Consider the following 19,863-nt stretch of genomic DNA (forward strand, 5'->3'; position numbering starts at 1 on the left):
TCGACCAGCTCCAGGAGCTCTTCGTCGTCGACCTGGTCCACTTTGTTCATGAACACGACCATCTTCGGGATGCCAACCTGGCGGCCCAGCAGGATGTGCTCGCGGGTCTGCGGCATCGGGCCGTCAGCAGCGTTCACAACCAGGATCGCGCCGTCCATCTGCGCCGCACCGGTGATCATGTTTTTCACATAGTCAGCGTGGCCGGGGCAGTCGACGTGGGCGTAGTGACGGCCTTCGGTCTCATATTCCACGTGCGCGGTCGAGATGGTGATGCCGCGGGCTTTCTCTTCAGGTGCGCCGTCGATCTGGTCGTAGGCTTTGAAGTCACCGAAATACTTGGTGATCGCTGCGGTCAGCGTGGTCTTGCCGTGGTCAACGTGGCCGATGGTGCCGATGTTGACGTGCGGTTTTGTACGTTCAAACTTTTCCTTAGCCATTCTGTAGGCGCCCTTTTGAATTGGGGGTCGAAACCCGACCCGAATTTCCTCTGCGCGCGCGGCTTATTTGGTTTATAGGTGAAAATCAACCCGTTCCTGTGCGTCCTGTCGCAAATCACCGCCAGATCATGAACCACAGGCCACAGAGTTGCCGCCACAGGGGAATGGCAACAGGGTTCATTGCATCGGGCATGATCGGCCATGTCGGTGTCAGGGGGTCGGCCGGTCAGAGCCTGGCGGAAACGGATCTGGATCCACCGCGCGCGTGAGGCGGAATCAGCCCGCCGCGGCTACTGGTGGTTCTGTCGCCCCGGTGGTGCGCGGTTGGTCGACCTGTCCGGAGGTCTGTTCGGGCCCGAACCAGCCCTCTTCCTTGCGCTGCTCGACCAGCCAATCCTCGATCTGGCCCACAGCGTTGCGCGCCAGTCCCCGCATCTGTTCTTCGCGGGTCCGGGCATGACCGGATCCCACCAGGAAACTGTCTGCCGTTGTTGTCTCAAAGACGGTGAATTTCTTGACGACCTTGTTCAGTTTGGCACCTGCGGCGTCGTCCCAAACGGTCACATTGACCGCCAGAACCGATTTCGGGCTGAGCACGAGGGGTACGCCGCCGGGGGCGACAAAATACCCTTCAACGCTGATCCCGAAATGATAGATCTTGTCGCCCTGATACTGGCTGAAGCGGGCATTGACCTCATTGGTGAGGATATCGACCCATTCCTCTTTTGAGACTTTCCGCGACCCCGGCACCATCTGAACCTTGGATGCGATGACGATGTTATGGCCCAGCTTGAAGTTCCCGAGTTCCTCCAGCGGTTCGTCCGGCGCAGCGGCGGTACAGGCGGCGACAGCGACCATGGCGGCCAGGAGGGTAAAGATCCGGATCATAGCAGTCTCATTTCAGTTAGAAGACATCCCCAGATAGCCGCCCGGTACGGAACCGGTAAAGCCGTCATGGCCCTACGGTTCCACCGGGTGGCGCTGAGGTCACAGGTGCAGGGCAGCCACATCTGATCCTATTTGAACTTGTAGTTGCGCGGGAACCCGTAGGGCGGCCGTTTGCCGACACCTGCGCGCTTGCCCAACCACTGGCCCAGATCGGTTTCATGACGGGTCTTGCCACCGCCCATTTCCCAGCTGAGACCGTCATCCCAGTTGAACGTGGTGACATCGCTCAAACCGCCATCCAGCTCCAGCGACCCCTGCTTGCCACGGGCCATATTGTATTTCTGCAACCGCACGCCCTTGCCACGGGACAGCTCGGGCATCTCCTCAACCGCGAAGACCAGGAATTTGCCATTCTCAGACACCACTGCAACGTGATCGCCAATCACGGGGATGCAGATCTTAGCACGGTCGTCATCCTTGACGTTCAGCACCTGCTTGCCGCCGCGTGTCTGGGCAACGATATCTTTCTCGGCGCAGATAAAGCCGTTGCCCGCATCCGAGGCGACCAGCAGGCGCCCGTCTGGATTGTGGATCAGGATATCGACAATCTCGACCTCATTCGGCAGATCCACCATCAGGCGCAGGGGTTCACCCATGCCGCGCCCGCCGGGCAGGTTGGACGCGGAAATCGTATAAAACCGCCCGTTGGACGCAAAGACCAGAAGCCGGTCCGTGGTTTCGGCATGGAAGATGAAGCGAGGGCCATCGCCATCCTTGAACTTCAATTCCCGGCCCAGGTCGATGTGGCCGGTCATAGCGCGGATCCAGCCCATCTGCGAGCAGACCACGGTGATCGGTTCGCGGTCGATCATCGCTTCGAGCGGCACATCTTCGACTTCGCCCGCCTCGGCAAAGCGGGTGCGACGCGGACCGCCCTCATAGGATTTGCCAAACTGCTTCTTGGTGTCCTTCAGCTGTTCGGCGATGCGGCTCCACTGGAGCTCCTCGGAGGCCAGCAATTCGACCAGACCGGCGCGTTCTTCCTGTAGGGCATCGCGTTCGCGCACTAGTTCGATCTCTTCCAGGCGACGCAGGCTGCGCAACCGCATGTTCAGGATCGCTTCGGCCTGGACTTCGCTCAGCTCTCCAGGCCCGGCAGCGGGCGAGATATAATCGGCTTCGGTATAGGCGCGCGGGTGATCCAGCGCCCAGTTCTCGCGCATCAACGCGGCCTTGGGATCATCGTCATAACGGATGATATCAATCACGCGATCCAGATTGAGGAAGGCGATAATGAACCCTTCCAGAACCTCGAGCCGGTGGTCGATCTTGTCCATCCGGTGCTGCGACCGGCGCTGCAACACGTCGCGACGATGATCAAGGAAGGCGCGCAGCACCTCCTTCATCGAACAGACCTTGGGGGTCACGCCGTCGATCAGCACGTTCATGTTCAGGCTGAAGCGGATTTCCAGATCCGAATTGCGGAACATCATGTTCATCAGCACTTCGGGATCCACATTCTTGGACTTCGGCTCAAGAATGATGCGGATATCCTCGGCTGATTCGTCCCGAACATCGGCCAGGATCGGAATCTTCTTGGTCTGGATCAGCTCGGCGATCTTTTCGATCAGCTTGGATTTCTGGACCTGATAGGGGATTTCGGTAATGACGATCTGCCACTGGCCACGGCCCAGATCCTCAACCTCATGGGTACAGCGCAGACGGAAGGATCCGCGCCCGGTGTTATAGGCCTTGGCGATATTTTCGCGTGGCTCGACAATCACGCCGCCGGTCGGAAAGTCCGGTCCCGGCACGTAGTTCAACAGCGTATCATCACGGGCATCCGGGGTCTTGATCAGATGCAGGCAGGCATCGATCAGTTCGCCGATATTATGCGGCGGGATATTGGTCGCCATGCCCACCGCGATACCGGCCGCACCATTGGCCAGGATATTCGGGAAGGTTGCGGGCAAAACAACCGGTTCGGTCAAACGCCCGTCGTAATTGTCACGGAAATCAACGGCGTTCTCGCTCAGCCCGTCCAGCATCGCCTCGGCTACAAAGGTCATCCGTGCCTCGGTGTAACGAGAGGCCGCCGGGTTATCGCCGTCGATATTGCCGAAGTTGCCCTGCCCGTCGACCAGCGGATAGCGGACGTTGAAATCCTGCGCCAGACGCGCCATCGCGTCGTAGATCGCCGCGTCGCCGTGGGGATGGAAATCACCCATGGTGTCGCCGGAGATCTTGGCCGATTTCAAAAAGCCGCCCGTCGAGGTGAGACGCAGGCGGCTCATCGCGTAGAGAATGCGGCGGTGCACCGGTTTCAGACCATCGCGGGCATCGGGCAGCGCCCGGTGCATGATGGTGCTGAGAGCATAAGTCAGGTACCGCTCGCCAATCGCACGGCGCAGCGGCTCCAGTATTTCTCCGGTTGCGGGGGAATCGGGGGTGTCTTGATCATCTACCAGGTCGGTCATGCTCTGGTGATACTGCCCCCTCCGGTCTTGGTAAAGCGGGGCCGTGCGAAAATGCGGAGTTACCCCCATATATCGACCCGACCACAACCGGCAGGGTCTGCCCGTCGCCCGACCACCGCCCGTACGACCGACAAAGCTGGCTTGGGGGAGAAAGTCGCCACCTCTCCCCTACTACGACTCGAAAAACTCCTGTAAGATCTAAGTTAAGCCGGAACAATCTGTGCAGCGGGTGCGTATTACCTGCAGCCGAGCGAATGCTCGATAATCATGAATTTGCACAGGTTTTCAGGCTGATCCTGGGGGGGATTTGTATATGTCACGCTTTGTTATCGCATCATTTCTGTTTTTGGGCTGGGGTTTTTACGAAGCCAGTGGCGGCGCTGATTTTGAGCCGCCCAAAGGCCCCTCTGCTGCCATCGACATCGCCAAGGCTGCTTTTGGCAGTGATGTCGACACCAGCGACACCGCAGCGCGCCGCACCGCGGTGACCGCAGAATCGCTGGTCAGCAAGGTGGCCCTGCGCGTGCCACAGACCGCAGCTACAACCTCAATGAACGCAAAATCGCCGCGCCCCTCCGCAGACCCCAATCTGCGTTCGCGTGTCGCGATGGCGCAGATCGCCGCCGTTGGTGAGGGGCTGACCAACAGTGACGCTGCATTTTCCGTGGCCCAGGCTGCGGCGCCCGCCTCTGCGCGGATACCGGGTTCGGGCGATACGGCAACGGTGCAGCTGGCCTCGCTGTCGGATGGGCTGTCGAGGCAACCCCTGGTTCAGGCCGCGCTCGAAGCGGATGCCGCCGAATTGAACCCGGCCGAACCCGCAGAAGACATCCGCACCATCACTGCAACCCGCGTCAACATGCGGACAGGCCCCGGCACGGTTTACCCGATCCTGGATCGGCTCAGCAACGGCGAGAAAGTCACGGTTGTTGAGGACATTGGCACCGGCTGGCTGCACCTGCGCACCGTAAAAGACGGCAAGGTTGGCTGGATTGCGGCTTCCCTGGTGAGCAAGAAACGCCCATAAAGCGCCGGTACAGGTGACCGCGCGAGGGGTTTTATGCAGAAAACGATCCTGATCACAGGCTGTTCCTCCGGGATCGGCCTGGATGCTGCGCATGGTATGCGCGAACGTGGCTGGACCGTGTTTGCCTCCTGCCGCAAACCGGTCGACTGCGACAGGCTGCGCGCGCAGGGATTTGTCAGCCCGCTGATGGATTACACAGATGCAGAAAGTCTGCGCAGCGGTCTGGCAGAAGTTCTGGAGCGCACCGGCGGCACGCTGGACGTATTGTTCAACAATGGTGCGCACGGGCTGCCCGGCGCTGTTGAGGACGTCTCCACCGAAGGGCTGCGCAGCATCTTTGAAAGCAATGTCTTTGGCTGGCACGAGCTGACCCGCAACGTCATCCCGGTGATGCGCGCACAGGGGCACGGGCGGATCGTTCAGAATTCCTCGATCCTCGGTTTTGTGAGCTTCCCCTGGCGCGGCGCCTATGTGGCGACCAAACACGCCATCGAAGGGCTGACCGATACCATGCGGGTTGAGCTGCGCGACAGCGGCATCAAGGTCGTTCTGATCGAGCCCGGCCCTGTGACGTCGAAGATCCGCGAAAAGGCCATTCCCCATTTCGAGAAATACGTCGATTGGGAGAACTCCGCCCTGCGCGACCGCTATGAGGCCAGCCTCCTGAAGCGGCTCTATGAAAGCAATGGACCAGACAGGTTCGAACTCCCGGCATCCTCAGTCACGGCCAAACTGATCCATGCCTGCGAGAGCCGACGGCCACGTCCGCGTTACTATGTCACCGTGCCGACCCATATCGGAGGTGTGCTAAAACGCATCCTGACCACACGCGCGATTGACCGTATCCTCGCGCGGCTTAGATAGCTGATGCGCGGCGGGCCCTGCCATGAAGGCGGCGGCTGTCGCGGCAAGAAACAAGGAATACGAGAAGATGGGCGATCCGCTCTACATCCTGGCGATTGCTGCGATCGCCGCAACCGTCATCGTGCTGGTAATCGGCATTGGTGGCTTCGGCGCCGGCGGCGCCTTCAATGCCAGAAATGCCAACAAGATGATGCGCCTGCGCATCCTGTTTCAGTTCCTCGCCGTGGTGTTCATCCTCGGATATGTCTATCTTCGCGCTCAGGGAGGTCAGTAAATCATGGTCGTATTGAACAAGATCTACACCCGTACCGGCGACAAGGGCGACACCGCTCTTGGCAATGGAGACCGCGTTGCCAAACATTCCGCGCGGGTCAATGCCTATGGCACCTCGGACGAGCTGAATGCCTTTGTCGGGGTGGCGCGACTGGAGGCCGATGGTGAGATGGACGCGGCGCTGGCGCGTATTCAGAATGACCTGTTTGACCTGGGCGCGGACCTCTGCCGACCTGAAATGGACAAAGATGCCAATGCCGAATACCCGCCACTGCGTGTTGCCGATGCACAGGTTGCGCGTCTGGAGGCGGAAATTGATGTCATGAACGCCAATCTCGCGCCTCTGCGCAGCTTTGTGCTGCCCGGCGGCGCAGCTCTCTCCGCACATCTCCATGTATGTCGTACCGTGGCGCGCCGCGCCGAACGTCTGGCAACCGAGCTTGCCACGCAGGAGGACATCAATCCGGCAGCGGTGAAATATCTCAACCGGCTGTCCGACTGGTTCTTTGTTGCGTCGCGTGCCGCCAATGACAACGGCGCGCGCGATGTGCTCTGGGTGCCCGGCGCCAATCGGTAAGCGCCGCAATGACAATACCCCATGCGCCCGGCCGAGCGGCGCGTGGCAGAGCTGGTCGGCGATCGCATAGCGCTGCGGCAACCTGTCCCATCGAGATCAAGCACCGGTATAGCTGCCGCTGCGGCAGTGCAGCATTATCGGCGAAACATTCCTGCAAAACTGCTGATGCAAACCGTCAGACGCGACGTCGGAGGGCGGTAACGTGACGATTTTGCCCTGTTGCGGCGCAATCTAAGCCGCTATCAACATCGCGAGAGCATGGAGGAGAGTCGCCCCGGCGGCTTACCGTTTGTTAAGGAGAGAACGCAAAATGAAGGTACTTGTGCCTGTCAAGCGCGTGATTGACTACAACGTGAAGGTCCGCGTCAAAGCGGACGGCAGCGGTGTCGATCTCGCCAACGTCAAAATGTCGATGAACCCGTTTGACGAAATCGCCGTCGAAGAGGCGATCCGCCTCAAGGAAGCCGGCAAAGCTGATGAGATCGTCGTTGTCTCCATCGGTGTGAAGCAGGCGCAGGAAACCCTGCGGACCGCGCTCGCCATGGGTGCCGACCGCGCGATCCTGGTTGTTGCAGCAGATGACGTGCATACCGATATCGAGCCGCTGGCCGTTGCCAAAATCCTCGCCAAAGTGGTCGAGGAAGAGCAGCCCGGCCTGGTTCTGGCAGGCAAGCAGGCGATCGACAACGACATGAATGCCACCGGTCAAATGCTGTCGGCGCTTCTGGGCTGGTCGCAGGGCACCTTTGCCTCTGAGCTGGACATCGATGGCGATAGCGCCGTTGTGACCCGCGAAGTGGACGGCGGCCTGCAGACCATCAAAGTGAAGATGCCCGCCATCGTCACCGTTGACCTGCGCCTGAACGAGCCGCGTTACGCTTCGCTGCCGAACATCATGAAGGCCAAGAAAAAGCCGCTGGACGAGAAAACCGCCGCCGACTACGGCGTCGATGTCTCCCCGCGTCTGGAAATCATCTCCACCACTGAACCCGCAGCCCGTGCCGCAGGCATCATCGTGGGCTCCGTGGATGAGCTGGTCGGTAAACTCAAAGAAGCGGGGGCTGTGTAATGGCTGTTCTTCTCCTTGCCGAAGTGACCGATGGCGCCCTGGCGCTGGACGCAACCGCAAAAGCCGTGACCGCGGCAAGCAAGCTGGGCGACGTGACCGTTCTGGCCGCTGGCGCCTCTGCGGCAGCAGCCGGTGCAGAAGCCGCCAAGATTGCAGGCGTGTCGAAGGTTCTGGTTGCTGAAGACGCCTCGCTCGGCCACCGTCTGGCGGAACCGACTGCTGCGCTGATCGCCTCGCTGGCATCCGACTATGAGCACATCGTGGCGCCTGCGACCACTGACGCCAAAAACGTCCTGCCCCGCGTTGCAGCCCTGCTGGACGTGATGGTCATTTCGGACGTATCCGGTGTTGTCGATGGCGACACATTCGAGCGTCCGATCTACGCAGGCAACGCGGTTCAGACCGTAAAGTCGCGTGACGCCAAAAAGGTGATCTCGTTCCGGACATCCACCTTCGACGCGGCTGGTGACGGCGGCTCCGCCTCCGTTGACACCATTTCCGCTGCCGAAAACCCCGGCCTGTCCGAATGGGTCGAGGACAAAGTCGCCGCCAGCGATCGCCCCGAGCTGACCTCGGCCGGTGTTGTTGTGTCCGGTGGTCGTGGTGTTGGGTCCGAAGAGGACTTCAAACTGATCGAAAACCTGGCCGACAAGCTGGGTGCGGCGGTTGGCGCCTCCCGCGCGGCCGTGGATTCGGGCTATGCACCGAACGACTGGCAGGTGGGTCAAACCGGCAAGGTCGTGGCGCCTGAGCTTTATGTTGCGGTTGGGATCTCCGGCGCAATTCAGCACCTGGCAGGCATGAAGGACTCCAAGATCATCGTTGCGATCAACAAGGACGAAGAGGCTCCGATCTTCCAGGTTGCCGATTACGGCCTGGTGGCCGACCTGTTCCAGGCCGTGCCCGAGCTGATCGAAAAACTGTAAGCGCATCGCGTAAACATGTGAAAAGCCCGCGACATCTGTCGCGGGCTTTTTTTTGTTTCAAACAACCTTTCGGGTCGCGATCAGTTCCTGAGGCGGGGTTGCAGATACTGCGCCACCTGCGCCGCAATTCTAACATGCTCCTTCGGGCCGACCATTCGCTGGGCCGACGGCAGGTCAAGCTGTCCGTAGAACATGCCGTCAATGTCTGCGGCATCCCGCGCGGTATGGACAGGGATCTCAACAACCCCGAGCACACGCGCACGCAGTGCATCCACCATCGGCCGGTCAACCAGCGCAGGCTCATGTCCAAACAGGGCCTGATGATCGACGTCGTAATGGATCCAGAGCAAAGTCACCTCCCCATTAAGCGCCGCGATCAGCTCTCCCATACGGTCAACCCAGGTCTCTTGCAGATGATCGCGAACGGTTTCGTAACGGGTTCTGCAACAAGATCGGAGCGCGCTCAGCAGGTGCTTGTTAAAGTGATACTCCGTGAAATCCATTTCCGGATACAGATCCCGCAGCGGCTCATGAGCGCATAAGAACCTGTCATTGCGCCGGGGATGAACCTTGTAATAGCCGTTGGAGATATTCTGTGCCCCCAGCACCTGGACAAGAGATGCTTCGGCCTTGCGGGCAATATCCAGAATATCCGGATCGCTCAAAAAGCTGTCGACCCCGGCATTCACGCTGCCAAGGTTTACGCAGGGGCGCTGTAGAATCGTTTCTGCTTCGGCCACGAAGGGACGTTCGACAAAGCGTCCAAAGACCTCTGTGCCGCCGATAAATGCCAAATATGGTTCAGTCAGATTACGCGCCGGCCCGCGGACCAATAATTTCGAGCCCGCATAGCTGCAAGGCTCGCCCGCAAGCGCTGTCGCGCTCTTGAGTTCATAGCTCATAATACCCACCAAATTTCACCCGAGACTCACTTAATCCGAGATCCGTTGACGAATTGCTAATGCTCAACTTTGCCTAAAAACCCGGCCAATCGGCCTTGTGCCGCCCACGGACCCGCCAGTATGATCCGCCGGAAAACTCCCAAGAGGCATGAGCGATGGACATCCAGAAAATAGGCGTGATTGGTGCAGGCCAGATGGGCAATGGCATCGCACATGTGATGGCGCTGGCAGGCTATGATGTTGTTTTGAATGACATAAGCCAACAGGCCTTGGACAGTGCCGTGAATGCGGTGAAGAAGAACCTGACCCGGCAGGCCAGCAAGGGCAAGATTGAGCAGGCGGATGTTGACGCTGCACTAGGGCGCATTTCGACAACGTTAACGCTGGCGGATGTCGGCAAGACTGATCTGGTCATCGAAGCGGCGACAGAACGCGAAACGGTGAAGCAGGCCATTTTCGAGGATCTGCTGCCGCATCTGCTGCCGCACACGATTCTCACCTCCAACACCTCGTCGATCTCGATCACCCGACTGGCCAGCCGGACCGACCGACCGGAGCGTTTCATGGGGTTTCACTTCATGAACCCGGTGCCGGTCATGCAGCTGGTCGAACTGATCCGCGGCATCGCCACAGATGAGGCCACTTTCTCGGCCTGTCACGCGGTGGTGGAAAAACTGGGCAAGACCGCAGCAAGCGCGGAGGATTTCCCCGCCTTTATCGTCAATCGGATCCTGATGCCGATGATCAATGAGGCGGTCTACACCCTGTATGAAGGCGTGGGATCCGTGAAATCCATTGATGAGTCGATGAAGCTGGGCGCCAATCATCCGATGGGACCATTGGAGCTGGCTGATTTCATCGGTCTGGATACCTGTCTTGCCATCATGAATGTACTGCATGATGGTCTGGCGGACACCAAATACCGCCCCTGCCCGCTGCTGACGAAATATGTCGAAGCAGGCTGGCTGGGCCGGAAAACGCAACGCGGGTTCTATGATTACCGGGGCGAGATCCCAGTGCCGACGCGATAGGCGGATATCTCAGAAAGGGGGCGCTGCCCCCTTCGCAGGCGAAACCGTCTGCCAGACGGTTTCCGGGAAGCCTGCTCATCCCACGGGGATATTTCCAGCCAGAAGATGACGCGCGGCGGCTCTAGCCCAGCGTACCGAGCGACAGCGTATGTTCGCGCAGCCAGGCCATAAAGCCGCGCGGATCGCTCTGCAGCTTTTCCATCTGCGCATCGCTAAGGGGTTCACCGACAACCGGGCTCTGCGGCTTGTTGCAGGATCGCACGATCTCATGCAGCAACAACCCCTGACGCAGGATCGGCGAGACCTGATTGGCGATCTGGTACCAGCGAGAATTGCTGCCCGGAAAAAAGATGGGCACCACACGCGCGCCGGAGCGGCGAATGAGCTGGGCGGTGAACACGTTCCATTCCCGCTCGATTGCGGGGCCGAACCAGCTGTCCGAGGACATCACCACACCGGAGGGAAACAGCGCGACCACGCCCCCCTCTTTCAGATGTGCCATCGTTTTGGCCCGCATTTCGACCATCTTGCTTTGTGCTTCGGGGTCATGGGGAAACGGGACCGGGATCATAAAAGAGGTTGCCGCCTCGTCCAGGCCGGTCAGCACGGAGCGGGTCAGGATGCGATAATCCTGACGCACCCTGCCAATGAGATCCGCAAAAATCATCCCATCGACCATCCCATGCGGGTGATTTGCAACCACCACCACCGGCCCCTCTCGCGGGATGCGCAGGATTTGCTCCTGCGGTGTTTCCAGATCGATTCCCATGACATTGAGGGCACCGCGCCAGAATTTCTGGCCCCGGTATTCGGCGTTGCTGCGCTCGAACCGGCGCACCATCCTGAGGATCGTCAGCTTGCCCGTGCACCATTCGATGGCGCGGATCGCAAAAGACGTCCAGCGGTCGTCAAAGGAATTGGCATAGGTGAGAGTCCGGCGGTCATAGATCTCGCCGGTCTCTTCGGTCCCTGGCGTCGCGCCAGCGTCGCGATCATGCGCAGTATCCGCCAAGTGCCTTGTCCTGTTCCGTAGCTTTGAATGAGCCTCAGTAGCCTTCGCCGAACTTGTCAGCAACAAGCGTGTCCAACGCCGAGGCAAGCGCCTCTGCATCCGGGCCCGAGGTCTCGATGTCAATAGTCGTTCCTTTTGAGGCTGCCAACATCAAAAGCCCCATGATGCTGTCCCCGGAGGCCGACAGCCCGTCCCGTGAGACTTCGGCCGTGGCATCAAAACCCTCGACCACCTCGACCAGCTTCGCTGAGGCGCGCGCGTGCAGTCCTTTTTCATTGACGATTTTCAGCGTTTTACGAACCATTTAGTGCGCTTGCTCCCCTTCGGGGTTGATATTTTGGGCGTTAATGTACTTGCGGCCCGCCTCCATGGCATGCCTGACCGCATCCGCAACAGGCAGATGGCGGGATTTTGCCAGTTTGATGAGCATCGGCAGATTGGCCCCGTAGAGGATCCGGCGATCTGGTGGCGTACAGGCCAAGAGGCTGAGGTTCGACGGAGAACCGCCAAACAGGTCCGTGACCACAACGACACCGCCGCCGCTGTCGACGGCATCGGCAGCACGGCAGATCTCGCGCTGCTTCTCATCCCGGTCGTCTTCTGGGCCTATGCTGATCGCCTCCAGGCAGACCTGAGGACCCACAACATGTTCCACGGCGGCCAGATATTCTCTGGCCAGCCCCCCATGTGCAACGATCACGATTCCGATCAAGCCGGTCCCTCACTTCTGTCGCTGGCCGTGCAGCTCGCGGTGTCTAATTGACACCTGCTGCCCGTTTTCCGCAAGGTCCCTGGCCAGGGTTTCTGCCATCGTGACCGAGCGGTGCTGCCCTCCGGTGCATCCAAATGCTATAGAGAGATGCGATTTACCCTCTTCTCGATACGCAGGCAACAGCAAGCGGATCAGATCAAGCACCCGGTCAAAGAACGGCTGATAGCGGCTGTCCTCCTGGACATAGCTCTGCACCTTCGGATCCCTCCCGTCTAGGCTTCGCAAGTCTTTCTCCCAATAGGGATTGCGCAGGAACCGGCAGTCGAACACCATATCAATGCTGCGTGGCACGCCGCGTTTGTAGGAAAAGCTCTGCAAGGAAACCGCCAGCGCCCGCCCTTCGGGGGCAAAGCGACGCTCGATATCCGCCTTCAGCTGATGGATGTTCATCTCCGAAGTATCAAGCAACAGGTCGGAACGGTCGCGGATCGGCAGCATCAGATCAATCTCGCGAAGCACCCCGACCTCAGGATCCTCGGCCGGGGCGAGCGGATGCCGGCGCCGGGTCTCCGAGTAGCGTCGCAGCAGGACATCGGCGTCGGCATCGAGGTAGAGCACGGTCAAATGCAGATCCCGGCGCGCAGCCAGCATGTCGATAACATCAAGCAAGGCGGCGGGGGAGAAATCCCGGTTGCGACTGTCCAGACCCAGCGCCATCGGTCGGGTCAGGCTGTTGGTCTCCACCAGACCGGGCAGCAGGCGCAAAGGCAGATTGTCAATCGCCTCAAAACCGAGGTCCTCCAGCACGTTGATGGCCGTGGTGCGCCCGGCACCGGACGGGCCTGTCACCAGAACGATCGGCACCGCCGTTGGATCAGGGACAGCATCCGGGTCAGGCATCGGGATTCAAGGCTCCGTGTTTGAGAAACTGCAGCAGCGCAGGGGCGAAATGCGGGCCGTCGACACGACGCAGCTGGCGGATTGGCCGGTTGAGGATCCTGGTTTCAATCTGGGGCGGCAGGCGTTCGGTTTCAACATGATCCAGATCGACGACACCGGCCAAATGCGCCTGGTCTGCTGCCCGGGCGAACAGCAGGCCCAACCCGCGCGCCTCGATCATATTGCGCAATGGTTCCGGCGCGCTGACCACCAGAGCGTCATCGCTGGCAGTTATGATCACCTGATCATCCGCGATCAGTTCCGCCCCGAGCGCCATCATTTGCAAGGCCAGTGTCGATTTTCCACTGCCGGAGCCGCCCGTGATCAACAGACCCTGCCCCGCCACCGCGACACAGCTGGCGTGAAGCCGACAGGTCGGCGTCGCAGCCATGGGTCAGACCGGGAGGCCGACGACAAACCGAGCCCCCAGAGGTTCCGAGGTGATGTCAGCTTCGGTCGGGCGGATATTCTCGGCCCAGATCACACCACCGTGTGCTTCGACGATCTGTTTGGAAATCGCCAGACCAAGGCCCGAGTTATTGCCAAAATGCTCAACGGGCCGTTGTGAATAGAAGCGTTTGAACACCTTGCTCAGGGCCTGATCGGGGATGCCGGGACCGGTATCTTCAACCACGACCAGAACGCGGTTGTCGCGACGGCGCGCCCAGACGCGGATGGCATCGCCGTCCTCGCAGAAGGAAATCGCGTTGGTGATCAGGTTGACGAAGACCTGCGCCAGCCGGGCCTCCAGCCCCTGAATTGTTATCGGTGTCTTCGGCAGGTCGGTGATATAGTCGATCCCCTTGCCGCGCGCATCCTCGCCAAGGAATTGATTGAGGTTGCCAAGCATATGGAGGAGATCAAAGCTCTCCTCCTCCTCTTTCACCAGCTCAGCGTCCAGCCTCGAGGCATTGGAGATATCGCTGACCAGCCGGTCCAGACGCCGCACGTCGTGTTCGATGACATCCAGCAGCTTGTCACGCTGATCTTCGCGTTTGACCATCCGTAGCGTACCGACCGCCGATTGCAGGCTGGCCAGCGGGTTCTTGATCTCATGAGCCACGTCTGCGGCAAACTGTTCATTGCTGTCGATGCGATTATAGAGCGCCTTGACCATACCACGCAGGGCGCGGCTGAGACGGCCAATTTCATCCGGGCGGGCGCTCAGATCGGGAATGCGAATGCGCCCAGGCTTTGATTTTCGGGAGTCGCCATCGCGACCCAGCTCTGCGGCTTCTGCAAGGTCCGCGAGCGGGTTTGCGATAGTGGAGGCCAGCACCAGGCTCAACCCGATGGATACGACCAGCGCGACCACAAACATCTGCAGGACGCGCTCCTGCTCGCCGCGAACCAATGCGTCGATTTCGCCGGTTGGTGAGGCCAGCGTGACAACGCCGATCGCTTCTCCCTGAAACAGGATCGGCGTGGCAGCGGAGAAGACCGTGCCGCCGCTGGTATCAACAACGGCCTTTACCTCTGTCCCGCCGACCAGCGCCTGTTGCACCATAGCGCGCAGCTGGTCCTCAAGAGGCTGGGCCGGGGTCTCCGGCGTGTCCGACTTCAACAGTCCGCCCACAAAGGACCAAACAGCCGCCAGAGCATCGCTGATCAGGGTTGCTGATGGACTGGCGTCATTGAGAAGGTCCAGCGCGCCGCCCTGTTCGACCCCCTTGGTCTGGGCAATCAGCGTCCCTGCGGTGTCAAAGACAAACACTTCCGCACCGGCCCGCAGGCTGATGTTCTGAAGGGTCGTTACCGGATCTATCCCGTCGCCGACCGCAAGGCTCACGGTGCCCAGTTCAGGCAGCTGTGCCTCAAACACATCCGAGATCAGCATCGCTTCGGCCGCCAGGGCACCTGCGCGCTGAAGCACAAGGCTCTGACGCGAGGAATTGAGATAGAGGATACCCGACACCAGAATGATCAGCGCAATAAGGTTCAGCGTGATGATCCTGCGTGTGAGCGGCGACGCCCGCAGCGTCAGGACGCCGCGACGGGCCCGCCGGTCCTGAAGTTCACGCGCGACGTTCTGCTCCGGCGCGACCCAATCATCGCCCAGAACAACATCACTATCCCGCCGTGGGCGGGTTATGCCAGAATCGCGCATCGGCGTTGTACTCCGCCTGACCCTGAGCAGGGCTTACTCTTCATTGTAACGGTACCCGATACCATAAAGCGTCTCAATCGCCGAGAATTCAGGGTCTGCATTGCGCATTTTCTTGCGCAAGCGTTTGATGTGGCTGTCGATGGTCCGGTCGTCCACATAGACCTGATCGTCATAGGCGACATCCATCAGCTGGTCGCGGCTTTTGACGAAACCCGGTCGCTGTGCCAGTGCCTGCAGGAGCAGGAATTCAGTCACCGTGAGCGATACATCCTGCCCCTTCCAGCTGACAGAATGGCGTAGGGGATCCATCCGCAGGTTGCCACGCTCCATCACCTTGTTTTCGGTGGTGGTGGCCACTGCATCGCCGCTGATCGCCTCCTGACGGCGGAGCAATGCGCGGATGCGTTCGACCAGCAGCCGCTGCGAAAACGGTTTCTTGACGTAGTCATCAGCGCCCATGCGCAGGCCCAGAACCTCGTCGATCTCATCATCCTTGGAGGTGAGGAAGATCACCGGCATCTGGGTCTTCTGGCGCAGTCGCTGCAACAGGTCCATGCCGTCCATCCGTGGCATCTTGATATCAAGGACGGCCATATCGGGCAGCTTCTTGTTGAACGCGTCCAACGCAGCCTGCCCGTCATTATAGGTCTCAACCTCGAAGCCTTCAGCCTCAAGGGTCATCGAGACCGAAGTCAGGATATTCCGATCATCATCGACTAAAGCAATCTTAGACATCTGATTGGCCCCTAATCTGCTCTTTTTTGCGTTTTTTAGACGTTCATCGCCGTTCTACCTCGGCGAATCAATGCCAATTGAGGAATCTCGACACAGTTTCGCCTCAATTGAGACAAAAATACCTTAGCAGGCGCTGAACATTCCGGCATCTACCCTCGCAAATTGTCTTTAAAAAAAATGGTTGCGCTAAACATCGCCTTGATGGCGCTAACTGCGTCAAACCGTTCTGTTCAGCCAGTAAAACCTCATGTTAAGACCACCCACATCGGCCGGTTGTGCCGATCTCTGCCCCAGGGCGCGGCTTTTATTGTTTGCGGCCTTCAATGGTCGACACAGGAGAAAGAACACATGGCATCTGGACGGGTTAACCCGCAATTCCGCCTCGAAGATCAAGGTATCGAAGGACTGGGGAACGTCTATTACAACCTCATGGAGCCAGCTCTGATCGAGGCAGCTCTGAAGCGCGACGAAGGTACTCTTGGCAACGGCGGCGCCTTCCTGGTGACCACCGGCAAGTTCACCGGCCGCTCCCCCAAGGACAAGCACGTGGTGAAAACCGACAGCGTCGCTGATACCATCTGGTGGGAAAACAACGCCGAGATGAGCCCAGAGGGCTTTGATGCGCTCTACGAGGACATGCTCGTCCATATGCAGGGCAAGGATTATTACGTGCAAGATCTGGTCGGCGGGGCCGACCCTGTCCATGCGATCAATGTGCGCATGGTCACCGAACTGGCCTGGCACGGGCTGTTCATCCGTACAATGTTGCGCCGCCCGGATCGTGAGGATCTGGATGATTTCATCGCCGACTTCACCGTGATCAACTGCCCGAGCTTCCAGGCGAACCCTGAGCGCCACAACTGTCGCAGTGAGACCGTGATTGCGATGAACTTCGATCGCAAGATGATCCTGATTGGCGGTACGGAATATGCCGGTGAGAACAAGAAATCCGTCTTCTCGCTGCTGAACTACCTGCTGCCGGAAAAAGGCATCATGCCGATGCACTGCTCCGCCAACCACGCCAAGGGCAACCCCGTGGACACCGCCGTGTTCTTTGGCCTCTCCGGCACCGGCAAGACCACCCTCTCCGCAGACCCCGACCGGGTGCTGATCGGCGACGATGAACATGGCTGGGCCGACAACGGCACCTTCAACTTTGAAGGCGGCTGCTATGCCAAGACCATCAACCTGAATGCCGAGGCAGAGCCGGAAATCTACGCCACTACTTCCAAGTTCGGCACCGTGATCGAGAACATGGTGTTCGACCCGGAAACCAAGAAGCTGGATTTCAACGACGACAGCCTGACGGCCAATATGCGCTGCGCCTACCCGCTGCACTATATCTCCAACGCCTCGGAAAGCGCCCGTGGCGGCCACCCGAAGAATATCATCATGCTGACCTGTGATGCCTTCGGAGTGCTGCCTCCGATCGCGCGGCTGACCCCAGCGCAGGCGATGTACCACTTCCTGTCCGGCTTCACCTCCAAGGTGGCGGGCACCGAGCGCGGCGTGACCGAGCCGGAGCCGACCTTCTCCACCTGCTTTGGCGCGCCCTTCATGCCGCGCCGCCCGGAGGTTTACGGCAACCTGCTGCGTGAGAAGATCGCCCAGCATGGCGCCACCTGCTGGCTGGTAAACACCGGCTGGACCGGCGGCGCATATGGTATCGGTTCACGGATGCCGATCCGCGCAACCCGCGCTCTGCTGACCGCCGCCCTGGATGGTTCGCTGGCCGAGGCTGAGTTCCGCAAGGATGGCAACTTTGGCTTTGACGTACCTGTGACCGTTCCGGGCGTGGCCGAGGTTCTGCTGGATCCGCGCCGGACCTGGGACGATCAGGCCGCATATGACGCGCAGGCTGCGAAGCTGGTTCAGATGTTCTCCGACAACTTCGAGCAGTACCTGCCCTACATCGACGATGATGTGAAGGCAGCCGCGATCAGCTAAGCCGACCACAGTCAGATCAGAAAAGCCCCGGTCCATGGCCGGGGCTTTTTCGTGTCTAGCAATGACCGATCTACTGCCCCGGTTTGATCCCGCCATCTTCCAGTTTGTGTTCCGGTTCCACGTGGATCGTAACCTGCGCTGTAGGCAGGGAGACGCGGATCGCCTCTTCGATACGATCACAGATCGCGTGCGACGCCCGCACGGTCATCTCGCCTGCGACAACCATATGGAACTCGACAAAAACCGCCTGCCCGGCGCGCCGGGTTTTCAGACCGTGCACCTGCAAGGCCCCCTGCGCGGTCCGGTGGATGATCTCGGCAATCTCCTCGCGTTCGTGGGATGGCGCGGCCTGATCCATCAACCCACCAACAGAACTGGCTACGACGCGGTACCCTTCGCGCAGGATATTGACTGCCACAAGCAGCGCCAGAAGCGGATCTAGCCATGGCCAGCCTGTCGCAAGCGCAAGACCAAGGCCGCAAAGAACCCCGGCAGAGGTCCAGACGTCGCTCATCAGGTGGCGCCCACCGGCAGATAAGGCAGGCGAGGCCAAGGCCGTACCACGCCCGATCAGAACCCGCGCCCACCAGAGATTGACCAGCATCGCCACGGCATTCACCAGCAGCCCCAACGGGCTCCACACCAATGGCGCCGGGGTGCGCAGCGCCTCTATCGCCTCGTGCAGGATCAGCAGGGCCGCGACGATAATCATGATCCCTTCCAGCACCGCCGAGAAATACTCGGCCTTGTGATGGCCAAAGGGGTGACCAGCATCAGGCGGGCGATTGGCGTAGCGAACCGCGAACCACGCCATGATAGCACCACCGATATTGACCAGAGACTCCATCGCATCGGAAAACAGGGCAATTGATCCGGTCATCCACCAGGCCAGCGCCTTCAGCACCAGCACCAGCAGCGCAACGACAATAGATGCAGTGGCCAACCGTTCCGCGCCAAATCCCTTCACCATATGCCGTCCTTCGTCTGCCCGTTCGGATCATACAGGCTCTAGTGATGGTGTTAGAGCCTATGAGATGAGGCCCCGCCGCAGCAGATTTGCCCCCGCCAGCAGCAATACAACCAAAGTTACCCGCCGAAAGGTGACCTGATTGATCCGATCCTGCAACCGTCCGCCGATCCACATTCCCAGAATCGCCGGAGGGATCAGCAACATTGAAAAGGGCGCGGTCTCGGCTCTCATGACGCCGGACCCGATATGCGCCACCAGCAGCGCCACGGCGCCCAGCCCGTAGATGACTCCCTGTACCCGCATCTGCTCGCGCTTTTCGGTTCCAAGCGCCGTTAGATAGGCCACCGTGGGCGGCCCCCAGATACCGGAGAAACCACCGATGAAGCCGGCGACAGCAGCGACCGTTGCCTCAATACGCGGTGTGGCGCTGGAAATGGGGATTGGAATCCCAAACAGCTGCAACAAAGCAAACAGGGTGACCGGCCCACCTATCAGGATCAGCATGACGTCCTGTGGCAATACGCGGACCAGCTGCGCACTGCCCAGCAGAAAGATCAGACCCACAAGCAGAAAGACTCTGAACCGCCGAATCGACTCCCAGGCCGCCATTACCCCTTGCCGCAGGGCCTGCATCCCATTGGTCACCAGCGTGGGCAGGATCAATCCGGCAAGTGCGATATCGGGCGGTAAGAACAGGCTAAGTCCTGAAACAAGGATCATCGGCATGGCAAAACCAACCATCCCCTTGACCGTGCCGGCAAGTGCTGCAATCGCAAACGCAAAGATCAAGTTTTCCGGGGTAAGACCCGCAGAGAGGAAAACGGTAAGGATCGAATTATCGGACATGATCAAACCCTTAGCACAGGTTTCCATCGCCGCACGCACAAAATCGTTACGTAATTTTTGATCCAATCATAATGCCGCAGGGTATTTTTGTTGCGCTGCAACTGCAAAATGATTTACCACTGAG

General features: G+C 59.7%; 21 protein-coding genes. 8 read left to right on the plus strand and 13 right to left on the minus strand.

Translation table 11 applies throughout. The features are described from left to right. The 3 genes from VWZ81_RS17940 to VWZ81_RS17950 all read right to left on the minus strand — a co-directional run. Positions 1-437: GTP-binding protein (locus VWZ81_RS17940; protein WP_416542767.1), on the minus strand; the 437-nt coding region annotated here is incomplete at its 3' end. A 276-nt stretch (positions 438-713) separates the two neighbouring features. Beyond that, on the minus strand, positions 714-1,325 hold the full coding sequence (locus VWZ81_RS17945; RefSeq protein WP_416543452.1) for a hypothetical protein: 612 nt from the start codon (positions 1,323-1,325) through the stop codon (positions 714-716). 128 nt (positions 1,326-1,453) lie between these two features. Continuing rightward, the gene (locus tag VWZ81_RS17950; protein WP_340546568.1) at positions 1,454-3,802 is read right to left on the minus strand and encodes a DNA topoisomerase IV subunit A; all 2,349 of its coding nucleotides are present in this window, start codon (positions 3,800-3,802) and stop codon (positions 1,454-1,456) included. Between the two features lie 313 nt (positions 3,803-4,115). Between VWZ81_RS17950 and VWZ81_RS17955 the strand changes: the two genes are divergently transcribed. The 6 genes from VWZ81_RS17955 to VWZ81_RS17980 all read left to right on the plus strand — a co-directional run bounded on the left by VWZ81_RS17955 (position 4,116) and on the right by VWZ81_RS17980 (position 8,538). Next, a complete protein-coding gene (locus VWZ81_RS17955; protein ID WP_416543453.1) occupies positions 4,116-4,829 on the plus strand; it encodes an SH3 domain-containing protein in 714 nt (237 codons plus the stop codon). A gap of 33 nt (positions 4,830-4,862) precedes the next feature. Then, entirely contained in the window at positions 4,863-5,693 is an 831-nt protein-coding gene (locus tag VWZ81_RS17960) for an SDR family NAD(P)-dependent oxidoreductase (RefSeq protein WP_416543454.1), read from the plus strand. Positions 5,694-5,760: 67 nt separating this feature from the next. Then, positions 5,761-5,967 carry a twin transmembrane helix small protein gene (locus VWZ81_RS17965; RefSeq protein WP_040176068.1) on the plus strand — a complete coding sequence of 69 codons (207 nt, stop codon included), beginning with the start codon at positions 5,761-5,763 and terminating at the stop codon, positions 5,965-5,967. A gap of 3 nt (positions 5,968-5,970) precedes the next feature. Next, positions 5,971-6,543 (plus strand): cob(I)yrinic acid a,c-diamide adenosyltransferase, encoded by a 573-nt coding sequence (locus VWZ81_RS17970; RefSeq protein ID WP_340546565.1) that lies wholly within the window; start codon positions 5,971-5,973, stop codon positions 6,541-6,543. 310 nt (positions 6,544-6,853) lie between these two features. Continuing rightward, complete coding sequence (locus VWZ81_RS17975; RefSeq protein ID WP_340546564.1) at positions 6,854-7,612, plus strand: electron transfer flavoprotein subunit beta/FixA family protein; 759 nt, start codon at positions 6,854-6,856, stop codon at positions 7,610-7,612. After that, positions 7,612-8,538 carry an electron transfer flavoprotein subunit alpha/FixB family protein gene (locus VWZ81_RS17980; RefSeq protein ID WP_340546563.1) on the plus strand — a complete coding sequence of 309 codons (927 nt, stop codon included), beginning with the start codon at positions 7,612-7,614 and terminating at the stop codon, positions 8,536-8,538. Before VWZ81_RS17975 ends, VWZ81_RS17980 begins: the two co-directional genes overlap by 1 nt. An 80-nt stretch (positions 8,539-8,618) precedes the next feature. On the opposite strand, the gene VWZ81_RS17985 is transcribed toward VWZ81_RS17980, so the two are convergent. Then, positions 8,619-9,440: a DUF6473 family protein gene (locus tag VWZ81_RS17985; RefSeq protein ID WP_340546562.1), complete on the minus strand. Its 822-nt coding sequence runs from the start codon at positions 9,438-9,440 to the stop codon at positions 8,619-8,621. Between the two features lie 155 nt (positions 9,441-9,595). Here VWZ81_RS17985 and VWZ81_RS17990 point away from each other — a divergent pair, with 155 nt between their 5' ends. Next, entirely contained in the window at positions 9,596-10,471 is an 876-nt protein-coding gene (locus tag VWZ81_RS17990; protein ID WP_340546561.1) for a 3-hydroxybutyryl-CoA dehydrogenase, read from the plus strand. A gap of 121 nt (positions 10,472-10,592) precedes the next feature. Here the strand turns inward: VWZ81_RS17990 and VWZ81_RS17995 are convergent, their stop codons facing one another. The 7 genes from VWZ81_RS17995 to VWZ81_RS18025 are packed head-to-tail and all read right to left on the minus strand — an operon-like array spanning position 10,593 to position 15,976. Beyond that, entirely contained in the window at positions 10,593-11,483 is an 891-nt protein-coding gene (locus tag VWZ81_RS17995; protein ID WP_416543455.1) for a lysophospholipid acyltransferase family protein, read from the minus strand. 34 nt (positions 11,484-11,517) lie between these two features. Next, entirely contained in the window at positions 11,518-11,787 is a 270-nt protein-coding gene (locus VWZ81_RS18000) for an HPr family phosphocarrier protein (protein WP_340546559.1), read from the minus strand. Further along, positions 11,788-12,195: a PTS sugar transporter subunit IIA gene (locus tag VWZ81_RS18005; RefSeq protein ID WP_340546558.1), complete on the minus strand. Its 408-nt coding sequence runs from the start codon at positions 12,193-12,195 to the stop codon at positions 11,788-11,790. A gap of 9 nt (positions 12,196-12,204) precedes the next feature. Then, a complete protein-coding gene (rapZ, locus tag VWZ81_RS18010; RefSeq protein WP_416543456.1) occupies positions 12,205-13,095 on the minus strand; it encodes an RNase adapter RapZ in 891 nt (296 codons plus the stop codon). After that, positions 13,088-13,525 (minus strand): HPr kinase/phosphorylase, encoded by a 438-nt coding sequence (locus tag VWZ81_RS18015; RefSeq protein WP_416538344.1) that lies wholly within the window; start codon positions 13,523-13,525, stop codon positions 13,088-13,090. Before VWZ81_RS18015 ends, rapZ begins: the two co-directional genes overlap by 8 nt. A gap of 3 nt (positions 13,526-13,528) precedes the next feature. Beyond that, positions 13,529-15,241, minus strand: a complete 1,713-nt coding sequence (locus VWZ81_RS18020; protein WP_416543457.1) for a sensor histidine kinase — start codon at positions 15,239-15,241, stop codon at positions 13,529-13,531. A gap of 33 nt (positions 15,242-15,274) precedes the next feature. Further along, positions 15,275-15,976, minus strand: coding sequence for a response regulator transcription factor (locus VWZ81_RS18025; protein ID WP_340546554.1), 702 nt, complete (start codon positions 15,974-15,976; stop codon positions 15,275-15,277). Between the two features lie 348 nt (positions 15,977-16,324). Between VWZ81_RS18025 and VWZ81_RS18030 the strand changes: the two genes are divergently transcribed. After that, positions 16,325-17,923, plus strand: coding sequence for a phosphoenolpyruvate carboxykinase (locus tag VWZ81_RS18030; protein WP_340546553.1), 1,599 nt, complete (start codon positions 16,325-16,327; stop codon positions 17,921-17,923). A 70-nt stretch (positions 17,924-17,993) separates the two neighbouring features. Here the strand turns inward: VWZ81_RS18030 and VWZ81_RS18035 are convergent, their stop codons facing one another. Both VWZ81_RS18035 and VWZ81_RS18040 read right to left on the minus strand, forming a co-directional pair. Next, entirely contained in the window at positions 17,994-18,893 is a 900-nt protein-coding gene (locus VWZ81_RS18035) for a cation diffusion facilitator family transporter (RefSeq protein ID WP_416538343.1), read from the minus strand. A gap of 57 nt (positions 18,894-18,950) precedes the next feature. Next, complete coding sequence (locus VWZ81_RS18040) at positions 18,951-19,739, minus strand: sulfite exporter TauE/SafE family protein (RefSeq protein ID WP_416540990.1); 789 nt, start codon at positions 19,737-19,739, stop codon at positions 18,951-18,953. Between the last annotated feature and the right edge of the window lie 124 nt (positions 19,740-19,863).

It is taken from the genome of Phaeobacter sp. JH20_34 (assembly GCF_048056095.1).
GTDB classification, from domain to species: Bacteria; Pseudomonadota; Alphaproteobacteria; order Rhodobacterales; family Rhodobacteraceae; genus Phaeobacter; species Phaeobacter bryozoorum.